Consider the following 23,810-nt stretch of genomic DNA (forward strand, 5'->3'; position numbering starts at 1 on the left):
ATATATAATGGTTTGGGTGAATAAATAAAATAAAGCCTCTGCAAATATTTGCAGAGGCAATAAAGATAATAACGATCAGTGATGAATTATTTGAATACTTTGAAACGAACGTCGTCGTCCATAAAGTCTTTATCACCAGCTGGTTGCTCAATTGACCCAAATACCATTTGAGCACGTAAGATCCAATTTGCTGGGATATCCCACTCTTGTTGAACTTGATTATCAATTAATGGGTTGTAGTGCTGTAATGATGCACCTACATTTTCCTGAGATAATGTTGTCCACACTGCCAGTTGAGCCATACCGCTCGCTTGTTCTGACCAGATAGGGAAGTTATCTGCATAGAGTGGAAATTGTTCTTGTAAACCAGTGACGACATTTTTATCTTCAAAGAAAAGAACGGTACCAGCACCTGCTGCAAAGCTATTAATTTTTTGCTCAGTTCCCGCAAATGCTGCTTCTGGTACGATAGCGCGTAACGCTTCTTTGGTGATATTCCACAGTTTTTTATGTTCTGCACCAAATAGCACCACAATACGTGACGTTTGTGAGTTAAATGCTGATGGGGAGTGCTTAACCGCTTCTTTGATAAGCCCAGCCACTTTCTCTTCCGAGATTGGTAATGAATCGCCTAAGTTATAGATAGTGCGACGATTTTTAATCATTTCGATAAATGCGTTAGACATGTGTGTCCCCTTGCTTTTGTTTAGAGCACGGCAATTTATTGAACAACCTCAGAAGCCGTAACTTGTTTCGAAGTAAATTGTTTCGATGTGAACAACTATAAAGGTATCCCAACCAAATCATAGAAAAAAAATTTAACCTTAATGTTCAAATTTTTGCATGTTGTTATAAAAATTAAATAAATTCATTTGGTTATCTTTATTTTCTAGCCTATTGTATTAACTAACACGATAGTGGCTTGGAAGTTCACTAAAGCCGAGTCCGTTAGTTTTTTTCACCGCAATTTGTACAGGAATTCGTTCTTTCATCGCTTCTACATGGCTAATCACACCAATGGTTTTTCCTGATGCATTTAGGCTTTCTAATGCATCTAGGGCGATGTCTAAAGTTTCAGCGTCTAGCGTACCGAAACCTTCATCTAAAAAGAGTGACTCTAATTGTGTTCGATGGCTCACCATGTCAGAGAGTGCAAGGGCTAGGGCGAGACTGACTAAGAAACTTTCCCCTCCTGAAAGGGTCTTCGTATCACGAATACTATCCCCTTGCCAACCATCAATAACCTGCAACTCGAGGTTGGCTAAATGGCTACGCTGTAGCAAATAACGACCATGTAATTTATCGAGTTGTTGGTTAGCGAGCGAGACTAAACAGTCTAGAGTTAGCCCTTGAGCATAGCGACGGAATTTATCCCCTTCGGCGGAGCCGATTAAGGTATTGAGATAACTCCAATCATCGTAGCTTAATTGGCTCTGTTCAATTTTATTCAATAACTCACGCTGCTGGTGACGTTGCTGCTGATCACGCTCAAGCTGGTTAATGATTTGCCCTTGTTGCTGGTTCAAGATCTTTATTTGGCTCTCTAGTTGTTCGAGAGTTTGCTGAATTTTTTCCACAGAGAACTCAGTGAATTCCACTAAACGCTGTTGCTCATGATTTGCTATGGCTGACTGGCTTTCTTGGTAGCGAGTTTCCGCCTCCAGCCGCTGTTGAGTGACTCGCTGTTTAAGCTGCTCCAGCTCAATTTTCTCTTCAGTCGGCAGTAAGGCATTAAGGAACTGCTCTTGAGTATCGAAAGGGCTGCTACTGAGTGCAGCAACAAACTGAGTGTGAGCGGCTAACTGTCGTTGGCTTAGTTGCTTCAATTGGTAATCAAGTTCTTGGGCACTCCCGTTGAGTGCAGCAATATTTTTATCTATTGCGCTAATTTGCTCTGAAAGCGTATCAACTTGATGTGTGTATTGAGCTTGTTTTTCTTGCATTTTTTGAACAAAAACAGCAACTGTTTGGCCATCTAACAGATTCTGGCGCTGCATATTTTTTTGTTCAATTTGTTGATTTAATTGCTCTAATTGCTGCTGTTGAGCAGAAAGTTGCTGAGTTAATTGCTGAGCATTAGCTGTTTCGGCTGCAAGCGTAGCAGTATCAACTTCAATATTTTTGGTGATTTGCAGAAAGGTGTTTTTTTGTGCTTCATAATATTGCCCGCGTTGCTCAATCTCTTGTAGCCAAGTGGTAAATTGCGCTTGGCTTGGAAGAATGAGATTGAATGGCGCCAGCGAGTCTGTAAGTTGCTGTGTTTGGTGTTCTAAGCGTTGTTGCAGAGATTGCTGCTCAGCACGGTTTTCTTCTAATTGTAGGGACAGATGCTTAAGTTTCTCATCAAGGAGAGATAACTCAGAAAACAGCTGTTTAGCTTGGGTTTGCTGTTCATAATATTGGTTTTTAGCATCTTGGTACTGACGCTCTAATTGTGCAAATTCATTGATGATGGTTTGCTGAGCGGTAAGCTTTTCTTGTAATTCAATGAGAAATTGTTCTATTGCAGATGCGTTTTTGGCTAGTTCAGGTGTAAGTGCTTGCTCACATGCTTTCAGCCATTGACGATTCAGGTTGTTGAACTGCTCTTGTAGCTGTTTTTGAGCCAATTCGTTATCTTGCTGGTGGCGTTTGTCTGCTTGTAATAAGGCTTGCTGCTCAGTGAGATTTTGTTTTTCGGCCTCAATTTGAGTGATCAGCGTCGTCAGTTGTTGCTGGGTCTTATTGGGCATAACGGCTTGATATGATGCTAAAGCAGGATGCTCCAATGAGCCACAAAGAGGGCATGCATCTCCTTCAATGAGCTGTTGGCGCTCATGTTCTAAGCTGACAATTTTTTGTTCTAGCTGAAGTTTTTGCTCCAAAATTTGTCGTTGAGGTAGGAGCTGAGTCACTCTATCTTGCGTAATGGCAACCTGTTGCTCTAATAGGTTGATAGATTCGCTGAGTTGGTTTTGCAACTGTGTTTGTGACTGTAATTGCAGCTGTTTTTCCTCATGTTGAGTCAGTAAAACAGGCAGTATTTTCGCATGCTGCAAACGCTCTTGCTGCTGTGAAATTGCTGCTTTAATTTCCTCGATATTATGCTTTTCTTTATATTCCTGAAACTGCTTTTCAAGCTGATTAAAGCGAGAATGCTGCTCTTCTAAATGGCTTTGAGCCTGTTGAGATTCTTTGGCTTTTTGCTGCTGAATCTGTTGTAGGGTTTGCCATTCTTGGTGGATAGCTTTCTGCTTTTGCTGATTTTGGGTTAGGCGTTCTGTGAATTCATAAATAAACTTCCCTTGCTGCTGCCAGCTTCCAAGTTGCGCGACAATCTGGGCATCATTTTGATGTTCTTGTAGAAATAACTGGGTTTTATTCAATTCATTATTAGCATGAAGAATTTTATGCTGAATATTTTCTATAATCGATTTTTTCTGTAAATATTCGCCATTTAGTTGGTTTAACTGCTCAGTTAGCTGGATTTTTTGCTGGTTAAGTTGTGCGAGCAAATTGTCGAGTGGGCGCACTTCGTTATCAATCATCGCCGTGGTTTTTTGTACCCACTCTTTATATTGGTTTTGCTCCAACTGAGCTTGAGTATGTTGGGCAACTAATGGCAAGCGCTGCTTTTGAGCGTCTTCTAAAAGTAATGTGGTGCGCTGCTGTTTTTGGGTCTGTTCATCGAGTTGGGTTTGCAAGCTTTGTACTGCCAACCAATCAGGGCGTAGCGCTTCTGCTGGGGCGCTTTGTGCCAGCTTATGTAAGCGGGGTTCGGCGGCTTGATATTGCTGTAGAGCTTGCTGCTGTGCAATCTGTAATCGCTGGGTATTTTGCACCAGTTGTTGATGTTGCTGGTGCCATGTTAGGGCTTGCTGATGGTGGTTTTTATTCTGATTCAGTTGCTGTTCTTGCGCTGAATATTGTTGCTGTTTTTCAACCAGTTCTTGATGTTCAGCTTCAGTGAGTAAGTTAATGCTACTGGCTTGTGCCCGAAGAATATCGAGATCGGTTTTAGCTTGTTTATGTTGGTTAAAAATATACACCGAAATCTGGCTGTAAATTTCGGTGCCGGTGATCTCTTCCAGCAAATCGGCGCGCTCTTTTTCGGTTGCATTTAAAAAGGCAGCAAAATCCCCTTGGGAGAGCAAAATGGATTTTGTGAAACGCCCAAAATCTAGTCCGGTGATTTGCACAATTTTTTCACGCACTTCACTGATTTTTTCTGCGATGATCTGCCCATCAGCGACGGTTGCTAGCTCTGCTTTTGCATCTTGCAGGTTACCATCAGGTTTATTGTTTGCTCTGCGTTGGCTCCAAAATGCGCGATAAGCGATGCCTTTAACTTCAAACTCGACTTCTGCTAAACATTCACCCGTATGGCGGGTCATTAACTCATTTTTGCTTTTTGATATTGCGCCTAACCGTGGAGTCTGGTGGTAAAGTGCAAGGCAGATAGCATCCAATAACGTGGTTTTTCCCGCGCCAGTCGCGCCTGTGATGGCAAATAACCCATTACTGGCAAAAGGCTCTTCCGTGAAATCAATCTTCCATTCACCTTTTAGAGAGTTAATGTTTTTCAGGCGTAAGCTTAAGATTTTCAAAGTTATTCTCCCTGCTCATTGCGTAAGTTGGCGTAGGATTGCTTGAAAAGCTGCAATAAACGCTGCTCTAACGCTTTGTCTTCCAATGACTCTTCGGTAAGTCGTCGAGTAAAAACTTCTTCGGCAGTCAGTTCACTTAATGTTTCATTCTGCGGCGTGAGGTTTTGACCTGTTTGTACCCGCCGAGCTCGGCGTAAACGAACAACTTCGACAGGGCGTTCTTGAGTAAGAGCTTCAATACGTTGTTGGATATCTCCCAGATAATCTTGGGTGGCGACTTCAATATCTAACCAAATAGGGCACTCATTTTCTTGGACAGGTAAGTCCATTAATTGTTTTTGTAGTTCTTTCAAAGAGCCTTTTAAACTCAATAGCGGCTGGAAAACGGGAATTGGCAGCAAAGTGACATTAGCAAATTGGTGCTGATTAAATTCCACTAAGCAGACACTCTTTTGTTGTTGTGACTCATCAAAACTGAGTGAAATCGGAGAGCCGCTGTAGCGAATATGCGCTTGCCCACCAATTAGTTGAGGGCGATGGATGTGTCCGAGTGCAATATAATCCGCAGGTGGGAATGCGCCGGAAGGAAAGGCATCCAATGTGCCGATATAAATCTCACGCACGGAGTCTGTCAGTTCTGCACCGACGACGGTCAAATGTCCCGTGGCAATAATCGGGATATCTAAGCCCAGCTCAGCGCGTAGCTCAACGGCTTTTTGATAACAGCTTTGGTAGTGTTCATGAATGGCATTTTGTAATGAAAGTTGTTTCTCTTCACTGCTTTGCCCTGCAATGCTGACTTGGATATCTCGTGGTCGCAAAAAGGGGATCGCGCACACCAGTCCATTTGGGTTCCCTTGCTTATCTTTCAATGTGATAACAGGGGATTCGCTGTTTGATGTGATAACGTGAGTATTTAAATAGCGTAATAACGCGCTGGATTCATTCAAAACAGAGACAGAATCATGGTTACCACTCAAGATAACTAATTGGCAGCCTGTTTTTTGTAAATCAACAATAAACTGGTTGTAGAGTTCACGCGCATAACTTGGCGGAGCGCCAGTATCAAAGACATCACCAGCCACAATCAGGGCATCCACTTGGTACTGTTTGACTTGTTCTATTAACCAACGCAAAAAGTGTTGGTGTTCAGCAGATCGGTTTTTAGTGAAAAAATACTGACCTAAATGCCAGTCTGAAGTGTGGATGATGCGCATGAGCTAGCGGTTCCTGTAATTATGACGCTTTTACTATATTAATATTCTGATGCTTTATACTAATACTCAAACCATTTGGTTTGCTGTGTCACAGTATACTGTATATAGGTTCAGTGAAAGCAAAGGTATGGCAAATTAAACAGTAAAAATAAGAGAGTTGCGAAGCGCTTCGCAATGATAGCCAGATGTGGTGTTAATATTTCACTTACATGACATTAAACTGTTAATCTAATGATAGATCTTGATTGTGGGTTGAGATATTCATAATTCTGTCACAAAACTGACGCATAATGCGGTCACATTAAAAATCTCTTCTTATTTACAGGAACAATCATGGCAAGACGCATTCTAGTCGTTGAAGATGAAGCGCCCATCCGAGAAATGGTTTGTTTTGTATTGGAACAGAATGGTTTTCAGCCCACAGAGGCTGATGATTATGATTCTGCAATAGCGCAATTGGTTGATCCACTTCCTGATTTAGTGTTGTTGGACTGGATGATCCCCGGTGGTTCCGGTATCCAAGTCATTAAACATATGAAGCGTGATAGCGCCACGCGTGATGTCCCCGTGATGATGCTAACTGCAAGGGGCGAAGAAGAAGATCGCGTGAAAGGATTAGAAGTGGGTGCGGATGATTATTTAATCAAACCATTTTCACCAAAAGAATTGATAGCTCGAGTTAAAGCCATTTTACGACGTATCTCTCCAATGGCGACAGAAGACATTATTGAGATGAACGGGTTAGTTCTTGATCCTACTTCTCATCGCGTTACCAGCAAAGAAATTCCCATTGATATGGGGCCTACCGAATACAAGTTACTTCACTTCTTTATGACCCATCCAGAGCGAGTATATAGCCGCGAACAGTTACTCAACTATGTTTGGGGCGCAAACGTGTATGTGGAAGACAGAACGGTGGATGTGCATATTCGTCGTTTAAGAAAAGCGTTAGAGTTAGATGGGCATGATAAGATGGTGCAAACGGTTCGTGGTACTGGCTACCGCTTCTCTGTTCGCTATTGAGAAACCATTAGGGAGAAACATGGGTGCTTGAACGCTTATCCTTAAAACAGCTGATTTGGGGGCTGTTTTTATTTATTTTACCCGCATTGATACTGTCTGTTTTTATTGGGCATCTTCCGTGGCTATTAGTGATTTCACTGCTCGCAGCACTCATTTGGCACGGATATAACCTGCTAAAACTTTCAGATTGGCTCTGGTTGGATAGAAGTATGCTGCCGCCGGATGGCAAAGGGGGATGGGAGCCGATATTTTATGGTATCTATCAGATGCAGCAGCGCAACCGTAAGCGTCGCCGTGAATTAGGTCAGTTGATTAAGCGCTTTCGCAGCGGAGCTGAATCCTTGCCTGATGCAGTGGTAATTATGACCACCGAAGGCAATATTTTCTGGTGTAACCGCCACGCTCAACAGCTTCTAGGCTTTCGCTGGCCTGAGGATAACGGACAGCATATTTTTAACTTGCTACGTTATCCTGATTTTAGTCGTTATTTCACCGTGAAAAACTATGACCAAGCACTGACGATTGAGCTTAATAGTGGCGAAATTGTTGAGTTTCGAATTTTACCGTATGCAAGTGATCAGCTTTTGATGGTGGCTCGAGATGTGACTGAAAAACGCCGTCTAGAAAAAGCACGTAGAGACTTTTTTGCTAACGTGAGCCATGAGTTACGAACGCCATTAACGGTTATACAAGGTTATCTTGAAGTCATGGATGATCAAGAAGGCACTTCACCGATGAATAAAAAAGCGTTGTCGGTGATGCAAGAACAGACTCATCGAATGGATAACCTAGTGAAGCAATTGCTGCAATTATCCCGTATAGAGGTTGCCCCTCAAATTAATTTAGACGAACAGATTAATATGCCGGTCATTCTCAAGATGATTGAACAAGAAGCGATTAGCTTAAGCCAAGGGCGGCACGAGTTTGAATTCAGTATTGATGAAAAACTTCGAGTTCATGGAAATGAAGAGCAGCTACGAAGTGCGGTTGCTAACTTAGTGTATAACGCCATAAACCATACGCCAGACGGCACGAAAATTAAGGTAAAATGGCAGCGAACCAGTAATGGCGCGCAGTTTAGTGTGAGTGACAATGGTCCAGGAATTCCAACTGAGCACCTTCCTCGCTTAACAGAGCGTTTTTATCGTGTGGATAAAGCGCGCTCTCGACAAGGTGGTGGCGGAACAGGGCTGGGCTTAGCGATTGTTAAGCATGCGGTTCAGCATCATAGTAGCCAGCTCTCCGTAACCAGTCAGGTTGGTAAGGGCAGTGAGTTTTCATTCACATTACCGCCAGTGTTTATTGTGTCAGACAAGAAAGTGAATACATTAAGCGCGAAATAATCGAAAAATTGAAACCTTGCTAATAAAATCATTGTATTAGCAAGGTTTTTTGTTTTGTGTTTCATCCTATATTGGTGCTATTTCTAACGCCTACGCTATATTTTCAATTTTATCCTGCAATTTTCTTCATCTTATTCTGTGAATATTTCTTCGGTATGGTTAAAAAATGTTTTATTGATGATTTTTTAGCCTGAATATATAAGGGATATTGCAATTTTACTGACAGTAATCACTGGTTCTTAAATTTAGTTTGGTGCATTGTTCTTGTTTTCGGGTTTGCTCTTGCCTTTTTTCCCTATAAAAGTTTTACTTGTCGCCAGTTATTGGCGATTTTTACTGTTTTTTGATGTTTAGTATTGCAAAGCTAACCAAGACATGCATTTTGTGTTGTTAATGTAATGTTAATCAGAACTCTATTTCGTCATATATGTTCCAACAGGTTACGGATGAAGTGACCTGTTTTTATTTCATAATTTACTAAAAATTAACATAATATGGCTCATCGTTTATCATCCAGAGATATCCTCGCCTTAGGTTTTATGACCTTTGCGCTGTTTGTTGGGGCTGGAAATATTATTTTCCCGCCAATGGTCGGTTTACAAGCCGGTGAACAAGTTTGGACTGCGGCACTTGGTTTCTTAGTCACAGGTGTCGGTCTTCCTGTTCTTACCGTCGTTGCATTGGCGAAAGTGGGGGGCGGTATTGAAGCGCTCAGCACGCCAATTGGTAAAACTGCCGGTCTGCTATTAGCTATCGTTGCATATCTATCGGTGGGGCCTCTTTTTGCGACCCCAAGAACGGCAACCGTTTCTTATAAAGTGGGTATTGCACCATTGCTGGGCGGTGAATCGGAAATATCACTGCTGATTTATAGCGCCATCTATTTTGTACTGGTGATCGGTATTTCGTTATACCCAGGTAAATTGCTAGATAGTGTTGGGCACATTTTGGCGCCAGTCAAAATGTTGGCACTGGCAATTTTAGGCGTTGCTGCGGTTATGTGGCCTGCTGGAGAACCGATCCTGGCAACCCCAGAATACCAAAATATGGCATTTTCCAATGGCTTTATTAATGGCTATTTAACGATGGACACATTAGGTGCCATGGTTTTTGGTATTGTCATTGTGAATGCGGCGCGTTCCCGCGGTATTGAAAACTCATCATTATTAACTCGCTATACCATGTGGGCAGGATTAATTGCTGGTGTGTTATTAACTCTGGTCTATTTATCGTTGTTTAAACTGGGCGAAAATAGTGGATCATTGATTCCAAATCCAGCTGATGGCGCTGATATTCTTCACGAATATGTTCAATACACGTTCGGTAACTACGGTAGCTTCTTCTTAGCGGTATTGATTTTTGTTGCCTGTATGGTAACTGCTGTAGGGCTAACCTGCGCATGTGCTGAGTTCTTCAGCCGCTATGTGCCAATCTCTTACCGTAAATTGGTATTGATTTTAGGCTTGTTCTCTATGGTGATTTCAAACCTAGGACTGAGTAAGCTGATTGCGTTCTCATTGCCGGTATTGGTTTCGATTTATCCACCTTGTATCGTTTTGATTTTAATGAGCTTTACGTTGAAGTGGTGGCGTAACCCAACCATCGTAATTGCTCCAACGATGTTAACAAGCTTTGTGGTCGGTTTGATTGGTGCTGTGAAAGCCTCTGATAACTTGAAGACTTATATCCCAGACTGGATGACGTCTATTCCATTATATCAGCAAGATTTAGCGTGGTTATTACCATCGGTGGTTGTGTTAGTGGTTGCTGCGCTATGTGACAGACTTATCACACCATCAAGTGAGCACCATAAGCACGCATAATATATTGTAAATTCCTAAAAAAATGCCAGTAGATGATAAATCCACTGGCATTTTTCATTTTAGTTATCGACTAACTAATTCACACCCACCGCACTGCCCGCAGGGCGGCGAACATCGTTAGATCCGTAAATAAAGCCTTCACGGACTTTGCCAGAAACGGCAGAGTCGTTGCCGGAAGATTTCGCACTCACACCCGCACCGTCAGGAATACCGATCATAATTAGCTCAGCAGCGCCCCATGGGGTCTGCTCTACCATTTTATAACCCATCTTATCGAGTAACGCTAAACTGTCTTTAGACACACCGCGTTGCTCATAATAAACCTCGTCAGGTAGCCATTGATGGTGAATGCGAGGGGCATTTACCGCCTCTTGTGGCGGCATGCCGTGGTCAATAATGTTTAGTGCAGTTTGCAAGGTAATTGAAATGATCCTTGAGCCTCCCGGAGAGCCGAGTACTAAGAAGACTTTGCCGTCTTTAGTGACAATTGTCGGGCTCATTGATGATAGTGGGCGCTTACCGGGGGCGATAGAGTTTCTTTCCCCTTGCACTAACCCATACAGATTTTTCTCGCCAACTTTGGTGGTGAAATCATCCATTTCATCATTCAGGAAGAAACCTGTACCTGGTGGGATCACCACAGAGCCAAATCGACCATTAATTGTATAAGTGGTTGAAACGGCATTGCCTTTATCATCTACGACTGAGTAGTGGGTCGTTTCTGGTTTTTCGTGAGGTCCTATTCCCGGTTGAACTTCAGTGGACGGTGTCGCTTTATTTGGCACAATTTCTTTGCGCAGATCAGCGGCGTACTGTTTGCTGAGCAGCTTATCTGTCGGGTTATCTACAAATGCAGGGTCGCCTAAGAATGTATTGCGATCCATATAAGCGTGGCGCATCGCCTCTGTCAGCGTATGAATGTATTCAGCCGAGTTGAAACCCATCTCTTTGAGATCATAACCTTCTAAAATATTGAGGGTTTCGCAGATAGTGACGCCGCCCGAACTTGGTGGTGGGGCAGAGATAAATTTGTAACCACGGTAGGTACAGCTAACGGGAGTGGTATCTGAGATGGAGTAATCAGCAAAGTCTTGAGCTGTTAGGATCCCGCCATTTTTCTTCGATGCGGCTTCTACGATTTTAGGAATATCCCCTTCATAGAATGCAACGGGGCCTTTATTGGCGATTTTTTCCAGTGTGTTTGCCAAATCGGTTTGTACTAGCAAGTCCCCTGGTTGATAAGCACTTCCATCCGGTTTTAAGAATATCCTAGCCACTTCGGGGTCTTGCTTGAAGCGCTCGGTCGTGGTGTCCAGTACATCGGTATCGCCACGGGTTAGGACAAAGCCTTCTCGAGCTAGTTTAATCGCGGGTGCCATTACTTGCTGGCGGCTCATGGTACCGTATTTTTCAAGGGCATAATCTAAGCCTTTCACTGTACCTGGTACACCCGATGCGAGGTAGCCATATAAGCTGGCATCTTTGATAAGTTTGCCGTCTTTATCTAAATACATATCGGCGCTGGCCGCTTTTGGAGCGGTTTCTCGGAAGTTAATGAAGATATCTTTGCCATCCGCAAGGTGCAGTGTCATAAAACCACCACCACCAATATTGCCACAGCAAGGGTTAACAACGGCTTGGGCATAACCCACAGCCACTGCCGCATCAACCGCATTTCCTCCGGCTTTTAAAATGTCAGCACCAATTTGTGAAGCAAGGTGTTGAGAGGAGACAACCATGCCTTTTGTTGCTTCAACGGCAGGTTCCGAAGCGGCATAAAGTTGACTTGAAGTCAGCAACGAAATCAGTAGTAAAGAAGGGCGCCATACATTTTTTATCATTGGTATCTCCCGATTGAATGAGGAAGTAACGCGTAGATGTAATACAAATAAATAATTTGTTAAATATTTGTATCATCCAGATATAGCATGAATGGTTTGAGGGGTTGAATAACAAAAGTGAAAAAGTGTTAACGCGGTAGGAAAAAAATTTCAGATAGGTATAGATACAAAAATGCCGGCATTAAGCCGGCACTTGAAAACTTAACAGGTCAAATTACAGACCAGTTGCGTTCTTAGTCAGGTAAGCAGCAACGCCTTTTGGAGATGCGTTCATGCCTTCTTTACCTTTTTCCCACTGAGCTGGGCAAACATCACCGTGCTCTTCGTGGAATTGCAGCGCGTCAACCATACGTAGCATTTCGTCGATGTTACGGCCTAATGGCAGGTCGTTAACCACTTGGTGACGAACAACACCATTTTTGTCTACTAAGAAAGAACCACGCAGAGCAACGCCCGCTTCAGGGTGCTCGATGCCGTAAGCTTTCATGATGTCGCGTTTGATATCAGCAACCATCGGATATTTAACTTCACCGATACCGCCGTTATCAACAGGAGTTTTACGCCATGCGTTATGAACGAATTCTGAGTCGAAAGAAACACCAACGATTTCTACGCCGCGTTTTTTGAATTCTTCATAGCGATGGTCGAATGCAATCAGTTCTGAAGGACATACAAAAGTGAAGTCCATTGGCCAGAAGAAGATCACAGCTGGGCGACCGTTCAGGTGTTTTTTCAGGTTGAAGTTTTCAACGATTTCACCATTACCAAGAACAGCTGCAGCAGTAAAGTCAGGGGCTTGACGTGTAACCAGAACCATAATGTACTCCTATGAGTTTTAAGGGTTTCTATCTCCGCAATCGAAATGGGGCATGCGGATAAATATAACCTAAGGATAAGGTTTTATCCTTGGAGAATAAAGACATTAAAACCAATTGATATGATAGCTTTTACCTATCAATGGTATCAATTTGGCAGATTAATATCAATAAGATAGTTTTATTCCATTAAAGTGCAAGTTTTAATTTATTCGGATGCACGTAATGTGAACTCTTGGGCAAAAAGTTGCTGTTTTGCCGTCTCAATCATTTGTGGATAAAACTGAAAGAAAATATGTTCAAGTTCTAGATAATTAAGCAGAAAATCATCGAATGAGCCACTTAGAGCCGCGAGTTTTGGGCGGCGCCTTGCCATACCATTAAGTGACTTACCGATATACGCTTTTTCTGCGTATCGGGTCAACCATTGTTGAGGCCAGAGATACTCATTTAACTCCTGAAATTTTTCAGGGGTATGACATAAATCCGGTTCAATGGTTTTCCTGGCAAAATGCACAAAATCAGAGAGTGAATGCGAGGGAACGAGACGCTCCCAATGCAGAGAAAGAAAATGATCCCAGACTAAATCCAAGGTGATCGGTGCGACTCGGCGGTATTCTTCGCGAAATAGCTGACGAGCTTGTTTCACGAGCGGATGGGTATCTGTGGTTCTATCTACAGCTCTGTGCATGCGGATCCCTGCAACAATTTCAGGGGAATAAGCTCCCGCAGGATTACCGCGTACGTAGTCTGCCATCATATTTCCCAATAGGGAGCTTTTGGCAAGATGGGCAAGATGAAGATGAGCAAGATAGTTCATGTCGGTACTATAAACGAAAAATGTCAGAAACGAAAAAATGAAAGAAAAAAGGCAGCCGACACATTCCGTGCGGTTTCTGAAAATATTTGCAGAATATTGGTGTTTTTTTATACAAAATAGCGCTTATTTCTTGCGCCAAAGGCAGTGCAGCACTAGACTAGTCGCCTTATTTTTTTAGATTGATGTCAATACAATGCGTGTATCCGATTTTACTTTTGAATTACCAGAAGAACTTATTGCCCACTATCCTCAGGCTGAGCGTAGCTCATGTCGCTTACTTGGTCTTGATGGTGCCACGGGACAGCTCACGCATGGTGTGTTTACCGATATTCTTGAAAAATTGGAGCCAGGGGATTTGCTGGTGTTCAACAACACTCGCGTGATCCCTGCTAGATTGTTCGGTCGTAAAGCGAGCGGCGGTAAAATTGAGGTTTTGATTGAGCGTATGCTCGATGAACATCGTGTTTTGGCTCATGTTAGAGCCTCTAAAGCACCAAAAGAAGATGCAGCGCTGCTACTGGGTGAAGATGAAAGTGTGAATGCGACGATGGTCGCTCGTCACGGTGCTCTGTTTGAGCTACGTTTTGATGATGCGCGCGATGTATTAAGTATTCTTAACCAAATTGGTCACATGCCATTACCGCCGTATATCGACCGTCCAGATGAAGAGTCTGACAAAGAGCTGTATCAAACCGTGTATAGCCAGCGTCCGGGAGCGGTTGCTGCACCAACAGCGGGTTTACACTTTGATGAGCCTTTATTAGAAGCATTACGCCAAAAAGGCGTTGAGATGGCATTTGTGACATTGCATGTCGGGGCGGGAACGTTCCAACCGGTGCGTGTTGATTCCATCGAAGACCATATTATGCACTCTGAATATGCGGAAGTTCCGCAAGAGGTGGTCGATGCCGTGTTGGCGTGTAAAGCGCGTGGAAATCGTGTGATTGCAGTGGGAACAACATCTGTTCGTTCACTCGAAAGTGCCGCGAAAGCCAGCGAAAACGCTTTAATTGCTCCATTCTTTGACGATACCCAGATATTTATTTATCCGGGTTATGAATATCAAGTGATTGATGCCTTGATCACTAACTTCCACTTGCCAGAATCCACATTAATTATGCTGGTCTCTGCGTTTGCGGGATATCAAAACACCATGCAAGCCTATAAAGAAGCTGTTGAGCAAAAATACCGTTTCTTTAGCTATGGTGATGCCATGTTTATTACGCCAAACGCCAATGCTCGTTTTGAGCAAGTCGGCTCGGCAGAACAAGAATAAGTGGCGGCGTAGCTGCTTGCTTAGATTCAGTAACCAATAGCACCAGACTGTTTTTCTGATGCTAGGAGATAAAACGTGAAATATGAATTACAGACAACCGACGGCAATGCGCGTCGTGGTCGCCTGATTTTTGAACGCGGCGTGGTAGAAACTCCGGCGTTCATGCCAGTAGGAACTTACGGCACGGTTAAGGGAATGACTCCTGAAGAAGTGAAAGAAACCGGTGCTCAAATTTTACTGGGTAATACCTTCCATTTATGGCTACGTCCGGGTCAAGAAATCATGAAATTACATGGTGACCTGCACGACTTTATGCAATGGCAAGGTCCTATCTTAACGGACTCAGGTGGCTTCCAAGTCTTTAGCCTTGGTGCAATGCGTAAAATTAAAGAAGAAGGCGTTCATTTCCGTAATCCAATTAATGGTGAAAAAGTCTTCTTAAGCCCCGAAAAATCGATGGAAATTCAGTATGACCTCGGTTCCGATATCGTGATGATTTTCGACGAATGTACGCCGTACCCAGCAGATTGGGATTACGCAAAGACATCAATGGAAATGTCATTACGTTGGGCTGCGCGTAGCCGTCAGCGTTTTGATGAATTGAACAATAAAAATGCGCTGTTCGGGATTATCCAAGGCAGTGTTTACGAAGATTTACGTGATATCTCTGTGAAAGGGCTGGTGGAAATTGGCTTTGATGGGTACGCTGTAGGCGGCTTAGCAGTCGGCGAACCAAAAGAAGATATGCACCGTATTTTAGAGCATGTATGCCCGCAAATTCCGGCAGAAAAACCACGTTACCTAATGGGCGTTGGTAAGCCGGAAGATTTAGTGGAAGGTGTACGTCGTGGTATCGATATGTTTGACTGTGTGATGCCGACACGAAATGCGCGTAACGGGCATTTATTTGTCACCAACGGCGTGGTAAAAATCCGTAATGCGAAGTATAAGTCAGACACATCACCTCTCGATGCAGAGTGTGACTGCTATACTTGTCGTCATTACAGCCGCGCGTATTTGCATCATCTTGACCGTTGTAATGAAATTTTGGGTGCACGACTCAATACCATCCATAATTTACGTTACTATCAACGCTTGATGGCGGGTATTCGCCAAGCGATTGAAGCGGGTAATTTTGAGCAGTTTGCTGCGGATTTCTATCAGAAGATTGGCAAAGCCCAGCCTTCATTAAATAGAGAGTGAATTTAAAGTGCGAAGTTAGCCCGAACTGTGTAGCATATCGGGCTGTACCCTTCGTTCTTGCAGCTGATTGTGGTTATTGGCATCAGCCAAAAGAATTATTTAGTGCAAATTATAGTTTTTGGTTCTAGTTACATGATGGTTTGATGTATTTTATGTAACTTGAACTAGTTAAAGTGTAAGTTTGAAATTGCTTTCAATAACAATGAGGAAAGTTGAATGAGTTTTTTTATTTCTGAAGCAGCGGCATCAGCAGGCGCACCCGCTCAAGGTAGCCCGTACTCTCTGATTATTATGCTGGTTGTTTTCGCGCTGATTTTCTATTTCATGATCCTGCGTCCACAGCAAAAACGTGCTAAAGATCACCGTAAACTGATGGAATCAATCGCTAAGGGTGACGAAGTTTTAACCACTGGTGGTTTAATCGGTCGTGTGACTAAAGTGTCTGAAACAGGTTATGTTGTTCTTGAACTGAGTGAGAACACTGAAGTAACTATCAAACGTGATTTCGTTGCTGCTGTTCTACCTAAAGGCACAATGAAAGCAATCTAATTCTGAATTTTCCCGAAGGGAACTGCCGTGCTAAACCGTTATCCTTTATGGAAGTATCTGATGTTGATCGCTGCGATCCTCATCGGTTTGCTGTATGCACTTCCAAACCTATATGGTGAGGATCCGGCTGTTCAGATCACTGGCGTGCGGGGAACCGCCGCCAATGAACAAACGCTGATCCAAGTCCAAAAAGCTTTAGAAACAGACAAAATTCAGAGCAAATCTGTTGCTCTCGAAAATGGGGCAATTTTAGCCCGTTTCAACAACTCTGACGTTCAGTTACGTGCTCGTGAAGTCATCATGAACGCACTGGGTGATCAGTATGTTGTTGCATTAAACCTTGCACCTGCTACACCAAAATGGCTTGAAGCTCTCGGTGGTGAACCGATGAAGCTGGGTCTGGACTTACGTGGTGGGGTTCACTTCCTGATGGAAGTTGATATGGACACTGCATTAGGTAAATTGCAGGAACAAAACATGGATGGTTTGCGTAATGACTTGCGCCAAGCAGGTATTGCGTACTCTTCTATTCGTAAAGGCAGTGATTACAGCGTCGAAGTTCGCTTCCGTAACGCTGACGATCGCAGTCTTGCTGAGAAAACACTGGCGCGTAAATACCCAGACTTAGTGTTTTCTGACGGCAGCGATAACACCATGATTGCTGTTATGACTGATGAGCGCTTACGTGAAGCGCGTAACTATGCCGTCTCTCAAAACATCACAATCATCCGTAACCGTGTTAACCAATTAGGTGTTGCTGAACCACTGGTTCAACGCCAAGGTGCGGATCGCATTGTTGTTGAATTACCGGGTATCCAAGATACTGCTCGTGCGAAAGAAATTTTAGGTGCGACTGCAACCTTAGAATTCCGCTTAGTGAATACTGGCGTAGATAGCGCAGCAGCTGAAAGTGGCCGTATCCCAGGTGACTCAGAGCTTAAATCAGACCGTAATGGCGTGCCTTATGTGCTGTATAAGCGTGTTGTCTTAACGGGCGACCATATTACTGATTCTACATCTGAAACCGATGAAAATGGTTATCCGCAAGTGAGTATTAGCCTTGATAGTGCCGGTGGCTCAATCATGTCTGACTTTACTCGTGACAACCAAGACAAGCTGATGGCAACCCTGTTTGTTGAATACAAAGACAGTGGTAAAAAAGATGCCGCAGGTCGTGCGATTTTAGTTAAAGATGAAAAAGTGATTAACGCCGCGCGTATCCAAGCTCGTTTCGGTAGCAAATTCCGTATTACGGGAATTGATAACGCGAACGAAGCGCGTCAATTATCTTTACTGCTGCGTGCTGGTGCTCTGATTGCGCCAATCCAAATTGTTGAAGAACGTACTATCGGTCCAACATTGGGTATGCAAAACATCGAGCAAGGTCTGAAAGCCTGTATCGCGGGTCTGTTAGCCTCTATCCTGTTTATGATTATTTACTATCGTAAATTTGGTCTGATTGCGAGTAGTGCTCTGATGGCTAACTTGGTCTTAATCGTGGGTGTGATGTCTCTGTTACCAGGGGCGACACTGACTATGCCTGGTATTGCCGGTATCGTCCTAACCCTTGCGGTTGCCGTCGATGCCAACGTTCTCATAAACGAACGTATTAAAGAAGAACTTCGTAACGGACGCTCAGTGCAACAAGCGATCCACGAAGGGTATAAAGGCGCCTTCTCAAGTATTACCGATGCAAACTTAACGACCTTAATCACCGCAATAATTCTGTATGCAGTGGGTACTGGTTCGATTAAAGGCTTTGCGATTACGACAGCGATTGGTGTCGCAACCTCTATGTTTACAGCTATTGTTGGTACACGTGCAATCGTGAACCTGCTATACGGCGGTAAACGTATTAACAAGCTGTCAATTTAAGGAGCACGTTGTGGCACAGGATTATACTGTTGAACAATTGAACTATGGTCGTAAAGTCTATGACTTTATGCGCTGGGACAACGTTGCCTTTAGCATTTCTATCATTTTACTGATCGCTTCTTGTGTGATTATCGGTGTTAAAGGTTTTAACTGGGGACTCGATTTTACGGGCGGTACCGTCATTGAAATCAACCTTAGTCAGCCTGCTGATTTGGATAAAATTCGTGATAGCCTGTCTAACACGAACCATAAAGATCCATTAATTCAGAATTTTGGTAGCAGCCGAGACATCATGATCCGTTTACCGCCAGTTGAAGGCGTAGCGGGTCAAGAAGTCGGTAAAGAGATCATTACTATCATCAATAAAAACGTTGATGAGCAAGCGACGGTTAAGCGTATTGAATTCGTGGGACCAAGCGTAGGTGCTGAGTTAGCACAAACAGGGGCATTAGCGTTATTAACAGCGCTTATCTGTATCCTGATTTACGTTGGCTTCCGTTTTGAATGGCGTTTAGCGGCAGGTGCCGTATTGGCATTGGCTCATGACGTGGTGATCACTTTAGGTATTCTGTCTCTATTCCACATTGAGATTGATATGACTATCGTGGCGTCATTGATGTCAGTTATCGGTTACTCCCTTAACGATAGTATCGTGGTATCTGACCGTATCCGTGAAAACTTCCGTAAGATCCGTCGCGGTACACCTTACGAAATCATGAACGTCTCTTTGACCCAAACATTGAGCCGTACCATCATGACATCAGCAACGACATTATTAGTGGTTCTGATGCTGTATCTGTTTGGTGGCGCGATGTTAGAAGGCTTCTCACTGGTTATGTTAATCGGTGTGACGATTGGTACGATTTCATCTATCTATGTGGCTTCTGCATTAGCACTGAAGATGGGTATGAAGCGTGAGCACTTAATTCAGGCGAAAGTCGAGAAAGAAGGCGCAGATCAAGAGTCTTTATTACCATAACGAATACAGACACTCGTGTATCATAAACACCCTGCGGATAAATAATCCTCAGGGTGTTTTTCATTTCAGGTCTGAGTTACACTATCTACCCTACAAAAATAGAATCAGGAATTCCTATGCATTGCCCATTTTGCTCAGCTGTAGATACGAAAGTGATTGACTCGCGTCTGGTTGGTGAAGGCTCACAAGTGCGCAGGCGCCGCCAGTGTTTGGTTTGTCATGAACGCTTCACTACATTTGAAGTGGCGGAACTTGTTATGCCTCGGGTAATTAAAAGTGACGACATTCGCGAGCCTTTCGATGAAGAAAAGCTTAACAGGGGTATGTTGAAAGCCTTAGAAAAACGCCCTGTCAGTTCTGATGCTATCGATCAAGCCATAATTTCTATTAAATCCCACCTACGAGCGACTGGCGAACGCGAAGTTCCCTCGAAGTTAATTGGTAATTTGGTGATGGATGAACTCAAAAAACTCGATAAAGTGGCTTACATTCGCTTTGCTTCGGTCTATCGTAGTTTTGAAGATGTACGTGAATTTGGCGAAGAAATTGCCAAGTTACAGGACTAATACCGATGCTTGAACAAGACCATATCTACATGGCCCGAGCCTTTGAATTGGCAAAAAAAGGGCGTTTTACTACATCGCCGAACCCCAATGTGGGTTGCGTGATTGTGCGCGAAGGTGAAATTGTCGGCGAAGGTTATCATCAAAAAGCAGGAGAGCCGCATGCGGAAGTCCATGCACTTCGAATGGCGGGTGATAAAGCGAAAGGCGCGACAGCTTACGTGACTCTTGAGCCTTGTAGTCATCACGGTCGCACTCCACCTTGTGCAGAAGCATTAATTAATGCGGGGATCACTCGCGTCGTCGCTGCAATGCAAGACCCTAACCCTCAAGTGGCTGGCCGCGGCTTATTTATGCTATCCCAAGCGGGAATAGAAACTGGCAGCAATATTCTGTTGGAAGAAGCCGAAGCAATAAACCGCGGCTTTTTAAAACGTATGCGTACCGCATTCCCTTATATTCAATTAAAACTTGCCGCATCATTAGATGGCAAAACCGCATTAGCGGATGGGGAAAGCAAGTGGATTACTAGCCCTGCGGCGCGTAAAGATGTTCAAGTTCTACGTGCTCAAGCCAGCGCTATTTTAAGTACCAGTAATACCGTGCTTGCTGATGACCCTGCTTTAACAGTGCGCTGGAACGAATTACCTGCGGATGTTCAAGCGCAATACCCAGAAGAAACGCTGCGCCAACCTATTCGTATCGTGTTAGATAGACACAATCGCGTGAAACCCGAACATAAAGTGACGCAGCTAGACGGTGAATGCTGGCTAATTCGCCCAACGCCGGATACCACAGAAAAATGGCAGGGGAATGTCGAACAGCTTGCTATTCCTGCTGATGATAATGGCATCGACTTAGTGATTTTGATGATGCAATTAGCGAAACGTAATGTGAATAGTATTTGGGTAGAGGCGGGCGCTAAGCTTGCAGGTTCGTTATTAAAACTCGGTTTAGTCGACGAATTGATCGTCTATATCGCACCGAAATTACTTGGGGATACCGCCCGTGGGTTAGTGAGTCTCCCTGAATTAAGCGCATTATCAGATGCGCCTCAATTTGAATTTACTGATGTTGAAAAAGTCGGAAACGACCTTCGCGTCAGGTTACGGCCTGTATGGTAAATGTGTTTTTTTAGCGGTTTGCTGAAATTCACTCGTACGGTTACCTAAAGAATGTGATAAAATCCGCGCCCCGCGGGTTGTAATTAATATTTGAGGAAGATTATGAACGTAATCAAAGGTGTTGTTGCTGCGCCAAAAGCGCGTGTTGCTATCGCTATCGCTCGTTTTAACAACTTTATTAATGATAGCCTGCTGGACGGTGCTGTTGACGCGTTAGAGCGTATTGGCCAAGTTGCTCAAGATAACATCACCGTTGTTTGGGTGCCAGGTGCTTATGAATTACCACTGACCGTGAAAGCATTGGTTGAAACCAAAAAATATGATGCAGTTATCGCATTAGGTACTGTTATTCGTGGCGGTACTGCCCACTTTGAATTTGTTGCGGGTGAGTGCAGCTCAGGTCTGTCTCATGTTGCATTAAATAGCGAAGTTCCTGTGACTTTCGGTGTATTAACCACTGAAAATATCGAGCAAGCCATTGAGCGTGCTGGTACTAAAGCGGGTAACAAAGGTGCAGAAGCTGCACTGACCGCTCTCGAAATGATTAATGTGATTAAAGCTGTAAAAGGCAAATAATGCGCGCCATATCTCGGGCTCTGTGAGTTCGAGATATGCTGTGTAGTTTTTTTTATTTAAGGGGAATCTTGTGAAACCTGCTGCTCGTCGCCGCGCTCGTGAGTGTGCTGTACAGGCCATCTATTCATGGCAATTATCCGGTAATCCTATTGCCGACGTAGAATATGAGTTTATCGCTGAACAGGACATGTCTGACGTTGACGTAACCTATTTCCGTGAGCTGATTTCTGGTATTGCAAACAATGCTACAAAGCTGGACCAATTAATGTCACCTTACTTATCTCGTCAGTTAGAAGAGTTAGGTCAAGTGGAGAAAGCGATTTTACGTGTAGCAATGTATGAACTAAGCTATAGAGAAGATGTACCTTTCAAAGTTGCTATCAACGAAGGTATTGAATTGGCTAAAGTTTTTGGTGCTGAAGATAGCCATAAATTTGTCAACGGTGTGTTGGATAAAGCAGCGCCAGCGGTACGTCGTAAGAAATAAACTTAATCAGGTTCCCTCCTGTAATACGTAAGTCATAATGGGTAGGCTGGGTTCCAGTCTATCCTAGTACTTATGTCTGGCTTTTCAGTTTATTGACGAGCTAGGCATAGCGAAAATGGAAAATCTACCATGTCATATGGCGAATTTGACCTCATCGCACGTTTTTTTAATCGCCAACCTATAAACCGACGTGATGTTAATATCGGTATTGGCGATGATTGTGCGCTAATGACTATCCCTGAAAAACAGCAACTTGCTGTGAGTACCGACACCCTAGTTTCCGGTATTCATTTTCTACCCGATATCTCTCCCGCTGACCTTGCCTATAAATCCCTAGCTTCAAACTTAAGTGATCTTGCTGCGATGGGCGCTGATCCTGCTTGGGTCTCTTTAGCTATTACCCTACCGAGCGTAAACCATGAGTGGTTGCAATCTTTTAGCGATATGTTGTTTGAACAACTGAATTACTACGGAATGCAGCTGATTGGGGGAGACACGACCCGTGGACCAATGAGCTTAACCTATACTGTTCATGGTCTTGTGCCGACAGGCAAAGCGTTATCTCGCTCTGGTGCACGTAATGGCGATTGGATTTACGTGACGGGCACGTTGGGAGACAGTGCTGCGGGGCTTGCGATACTGCAAAATAGACTACATCCTGAAAGCCTAGAGCATAAGGAGTGGTTGATTGAGCGTCATTTACGCCCACAACCGCGTATTTTGCAGGGGCAGGCTTTACGCAATTTGGCTTCATCTGCGATTGATATCTCTGATGGGTTAGTGTCCGATCTCAACCATATATTAAAAGCGAGCGGTTGCGGGGCGCGAATCAATCTCGATGCGCTACCACAGTCCGATGCGTTGAAGCAGAACTGTTCTGTGGAGCAAGCAAGGATTTGGTCGCTAAGTGGTGGTGAAGACTATGAGCTATGCTTTACGGTACCTGAAATGAATCGGGGAGCCTTAGAAGTGGCGCTTGCTCATACGGGATCAGGTTTTACCTGTATTGGCCAAATCAAGCCTCAATCTGAAGGGATCAGTTATTTTTGTGATAACCAAGCTGTTGAGGTTGACCTCAAGGGCTTCGATCATTTTGTTTAGGAAAATGTCCATGGCGACCGCTCAAGAAAAAGCAGCAGCAAAAAAACGATTGAATATGCGTAATCCGTGGCACCTGCTAGCGACGGGGTTCGGAAGTGGTTTATCGCCAATTGTTCCCGGCACAATGGGCTCATTAGCCGCTATTCCATTTTGGTTGCTAATGGACAAACTCCCTGTTTGGAGCCTCTGGGTTATTATTGTCGTTGGATTCTGGTTTGGATGTTGGATCTGCCAACGCACTTCCGATGATATGAAAATTCATGACCATGGCAGCATTGTTTGGGATGAGTTTATTGGTATGTGGATCACGTTAATGGCGATCCCAGTGGTGAGTATCCAGTGGGTTCTCACTGGCTTTTTGATTTTCCGTGTTTACGACATGTGGAAACCTTGGCCAATCCGTATCTTTGATCGCCGAGTCAGTGGCGGCTTTGGCATTATGATTGATGACATTATTGCTGCCATATTTGCCTATGTGACAATTTGGCTATTAGTGCATTATCAGGTGATGCCTTTTTGATTTGAGCTAATTCCCTTCTTTAAAGATAAAAACATACCTTTTCTCGACAAATAAAGACCTAGTTAAATACTGGGTCTTTATTCTTATCC

Annotated in this window: 20 protein-coding genes; 14 read left to right on the forward strand and 6 right to left on the reverse strand. The window is 43.7% G+C overall.

The features are described from left to right. Positions 1–86 precede the first annotated feature (86 nt). The 3 genes from JK188_RS08090 to sbcD all read right to left on the reverse strand — a co-directional run bounded on the left by JK188_RS08090 (position 87) and on the right by sbcD (position 5,803). Complete coding sequence (locus JK188_RS08090; RefSeq protein ID WP_036953792.1) at positions 87–686, reverse strand: nitroreductase family protein; 600 nt, start codon at positions 684–686, stop codon at positions 87–89. A gap of 216 nt (positions 687–902) precedes the next feature. After that, positions 903–4,586 (reverse strand): AAA family ATPase, encoded by a 3,684-nt coding sequence (locus JK188_RS08095; protein WP_211886676.1) that lies wholly within the window; start codon positions 4,584–4,586, stop codon positions 903–905. A gap of 2 nt (positions 4,587–4,588) precedes the next feature. Next, entirely contained in the window at positions 4,589–5,803 is a 1,215-nt protein-coding gene (sbcD, locus tag JK188_RS08100; protein WP_211886674.1) for an exonuclease subunit SbcD, read from the reverse strand. 333 nt (positions 5,804–6,136) lie between these two features. Here sbcD and phoB point away from each other — a divergent pair, with 333 nt between their 5' ends. The 3 genes from phoB (at position 6,137) to brnQ (ending at position 9,992) form a co-directional block, all read left to right on the forward strand. Next, positions 6,137–6,826 carry a phosphate regulon transcriptional regulator PhoB gene (gene phoB / locus JK188_RS08105; protein ID WP_036953802.1) on the forward strand — a complete coding sequence of 230 codons (690 nt, stop codon included), beginning with the start codon at positions 6,137–6,139 and terminating at the stop codon, positions 6,824–6,826. Positions 6,827–6,849: 23 nt separating this feature from the next. Continuing rightward, complete coding sequence (gene phoR, locus JK188_RS08110) at positions 6,850–8,169, forward strand: phosphate regulon sensor histidine kinase PhoR (protein WP_211886671.1); 1,320 nt, start codon at positions 6,850–6,852, stop codon at positions 8,167–8,169. A 494-nt stretch (positions 8,170–8,663) separates the two neighbouring features. Beyond that, on the forward strand, positions 8,664–9,992 hold the full coding sequence (gene brnQ, locus JK188_RS08115) for a branched-chain amino acid transport system II carrier protein (protein ID WP_211886669.1): 1,329 nt from the start codon (positions 8,664–8,666) through the stop codon (positions 9,990–9,992). A gap of 74 nt (positions 9,993–10,066) precedes the next feature. Here brnQ and ggt read toward each other — a convergent pair whose 3' ends face one another. The 3 genes from ggt to JK188_RS08130 form a co-directional block, all read right to left on the reverse strand. Then, a complete protein-coding gene (gene ggt / locus JK188_RS08120; protein WP_211886667.1) occupies positions 10,067–11,833 on the reverse strand; it encodes a gamma-glutamyltransferase in 1,767 nt (588 codons plus the stop codon). A 214-nt stretch (positions 11,834–12,047) separates the two neighbouring features. Beyond that, positions 12,048–12,650 carry a peroxiredoxin C gene (locus JK188_RS08125; protein ID WP_036953813.1) on the reverse strand — a complete coding sequence of 201 codons (603 nt, stop codon included), beginning with the start codon at positions 12,648–12,650 and terminating at the stop codon, positions 12,048–12,050. Between the two features lie 206 nt (positions 12,651–12,856). Continuing rightward, a complete protein-coding gene (locus JK188_RS08130; RefSeq protein WP_211886665.1) occupies positions 12,857–13,468 on the reverse strand; it encodes an acyl carrier protein phosphodiesterase in 612 nt (203 codons plus the stop codon). A 193-nt stretch (positions 13,469–13,661) separates the two neighbouring features. Here JK188_RS08130 and queA point away from each other — a divergent pair, with 193 nt between their 5' ends. From queA to pgpA, 11 genes are all read left to right on the forward strand, one after another. Continuing rightward, complete coding sequence (gene queA, locus JK188_RS08135; RefSeq protein WP_211886664.1) at positions 13,662–14,744, forward strand: tRNA preQ1(34) S-adenosylmethionine ribosyltransferase-isomerase QueA; 1,083 nt, start codon at positions 13,662–13,664, stop codon at positions 14,742–14,744. Between the two features lie 75 nt (positions 14,745–14,819). Then, positions 14,820–15,947: a tRNA guanosine(34) transglycosylase Tgt gene (tgt, locus tag JK188_RS08140; RefSeq protein WP_132496177.1), complete on the forward strand. Its 1,128-nt coding sequence runs from the start codon at positions 14,820–14,822 to the stop codon at positions 15,945–15,947. A 216-nt stretch (positions 15,948–16,163) separates the two neighbouring features. Continuing rightward, positions 16,164–16,496, forward strand: coding sequence for a preprotein translocase subunit YajC (yajC, locus tag JK188_RS08145; RefSeq protein ID WP_006657183.1), 333 nt, complete (start codon positions 16,164–16,166; stop codon positions 16,494–16,496). A 27-nt stretch (positions 16,497–16,523) separates the two neighbouring features. Further along, a complete protein-coding gene (secD, locus tag JK188_RS08150) occupies positions 16,524–18,371 on the forward strand; it encodes a protein translocase subunit SecD (protein WP_211886662.1) in 1,848 nt (615 codons plus the stop codon). A gap of 10 nt (positions 18,372–18,381) precedes the next feature. After that, entirely contained in the window at positions 18,382–19,350 is a 969-nt protein-coding gene (gene secF / locus JK188_RS08155) for a protein translocase subunit SecF (RefSeq protein ID WP_132496178.1), read from the forward strand. Between the two features lie 116 nt (positions 19,351–19,466). Then, positions 19,467–19,916, forward strand: a complete 450-nt coding sequence (nrdR, locus tag JK188_RS08160; RefSeq protein WP_006662792.1) for a transcriptional regulator NrdR — start codon at positions 19,467–19,469, stop codon at positions 19,914–19,916. 5 nt (positions 19,917–19,921) lie between these two features. Further along, positions 19,922–21,037, forward strand: coding sequence for a bifunctional diaminohydroxyphosphoribosylaminopyrimidine deaminase/5-amino-6-(5-phosphoribosylamino)uracil reductase RibD (ribD, locus tag JK188_RS08165; RefSeq protein ID WP_211886660.1), 1,116 nt, complete (start codon positions 19,922–19,924; stop codon positions 21,035–21,037). A gap of 102 nt (positions 21,038–21,139) precedes the next feature. Next, a complete protein-coding gene (gene ribH / locus JK188_RS08170; RefSeq protein WP_036953837.1) occupies positions 21,140–21,613 on the forward strand; it encodes a 6,7-dimethyl-8-ribityllumazine synthase in 474 nt (157 codons plus the stop codon). 70 nt (positions 21,614–21,683) lie between these two features. Next, positions 21,684–22,100: a transcription antitermination factor NusB gene (gene nusB / locus JK188_RS08175; RefSeq protein ID WP_036953841.1), complete on the forward strand. Its 417-nt coding sequence runs from the start codon at positions 21,684–21,686 to the stop codon at positions 22,098–22,100. A gap of 129 nt (positions 22,101–22,229) precedes the next feature. Next, positions 22,230–23,201, forward strand: coding sequence for a thiamine-phosphate kinase (gene thiL, locus JK188_RS08180; RefSeq protein ID WP_211886658.1), 972 nt, complete (start codon positions 22,230–22,232; stop codon positions 23,199–23,201). Positions 23,202–23,211: 10 nt separating this feature from the next. After that, positions 23,212–23,721: a phosphatidylglycerophosphatase A gene (pgpA, locus tag JK188_RS08185; RefSeq protein WP_211886656.1), complete on the forward strand. Its 510-nt coding sequence runs from the start codon at positions 23,212–23,214 to the stop codon at positions 23,719–23,721. The last annotated feature ends 89 nt before the right edge of the window (positions 23,722–23,810 follow it).

This window comes from Providencia sp. JGM181, from assembly GCF_018257375.1.
In the GTDB taxonomy this organism is placed as follows: Bacteria; Pseudomonadota; Gammaproteobacteria; order Enterobacterales; family Enterobacteriaceae; genus Providencia; species Providencia lanzhouensis.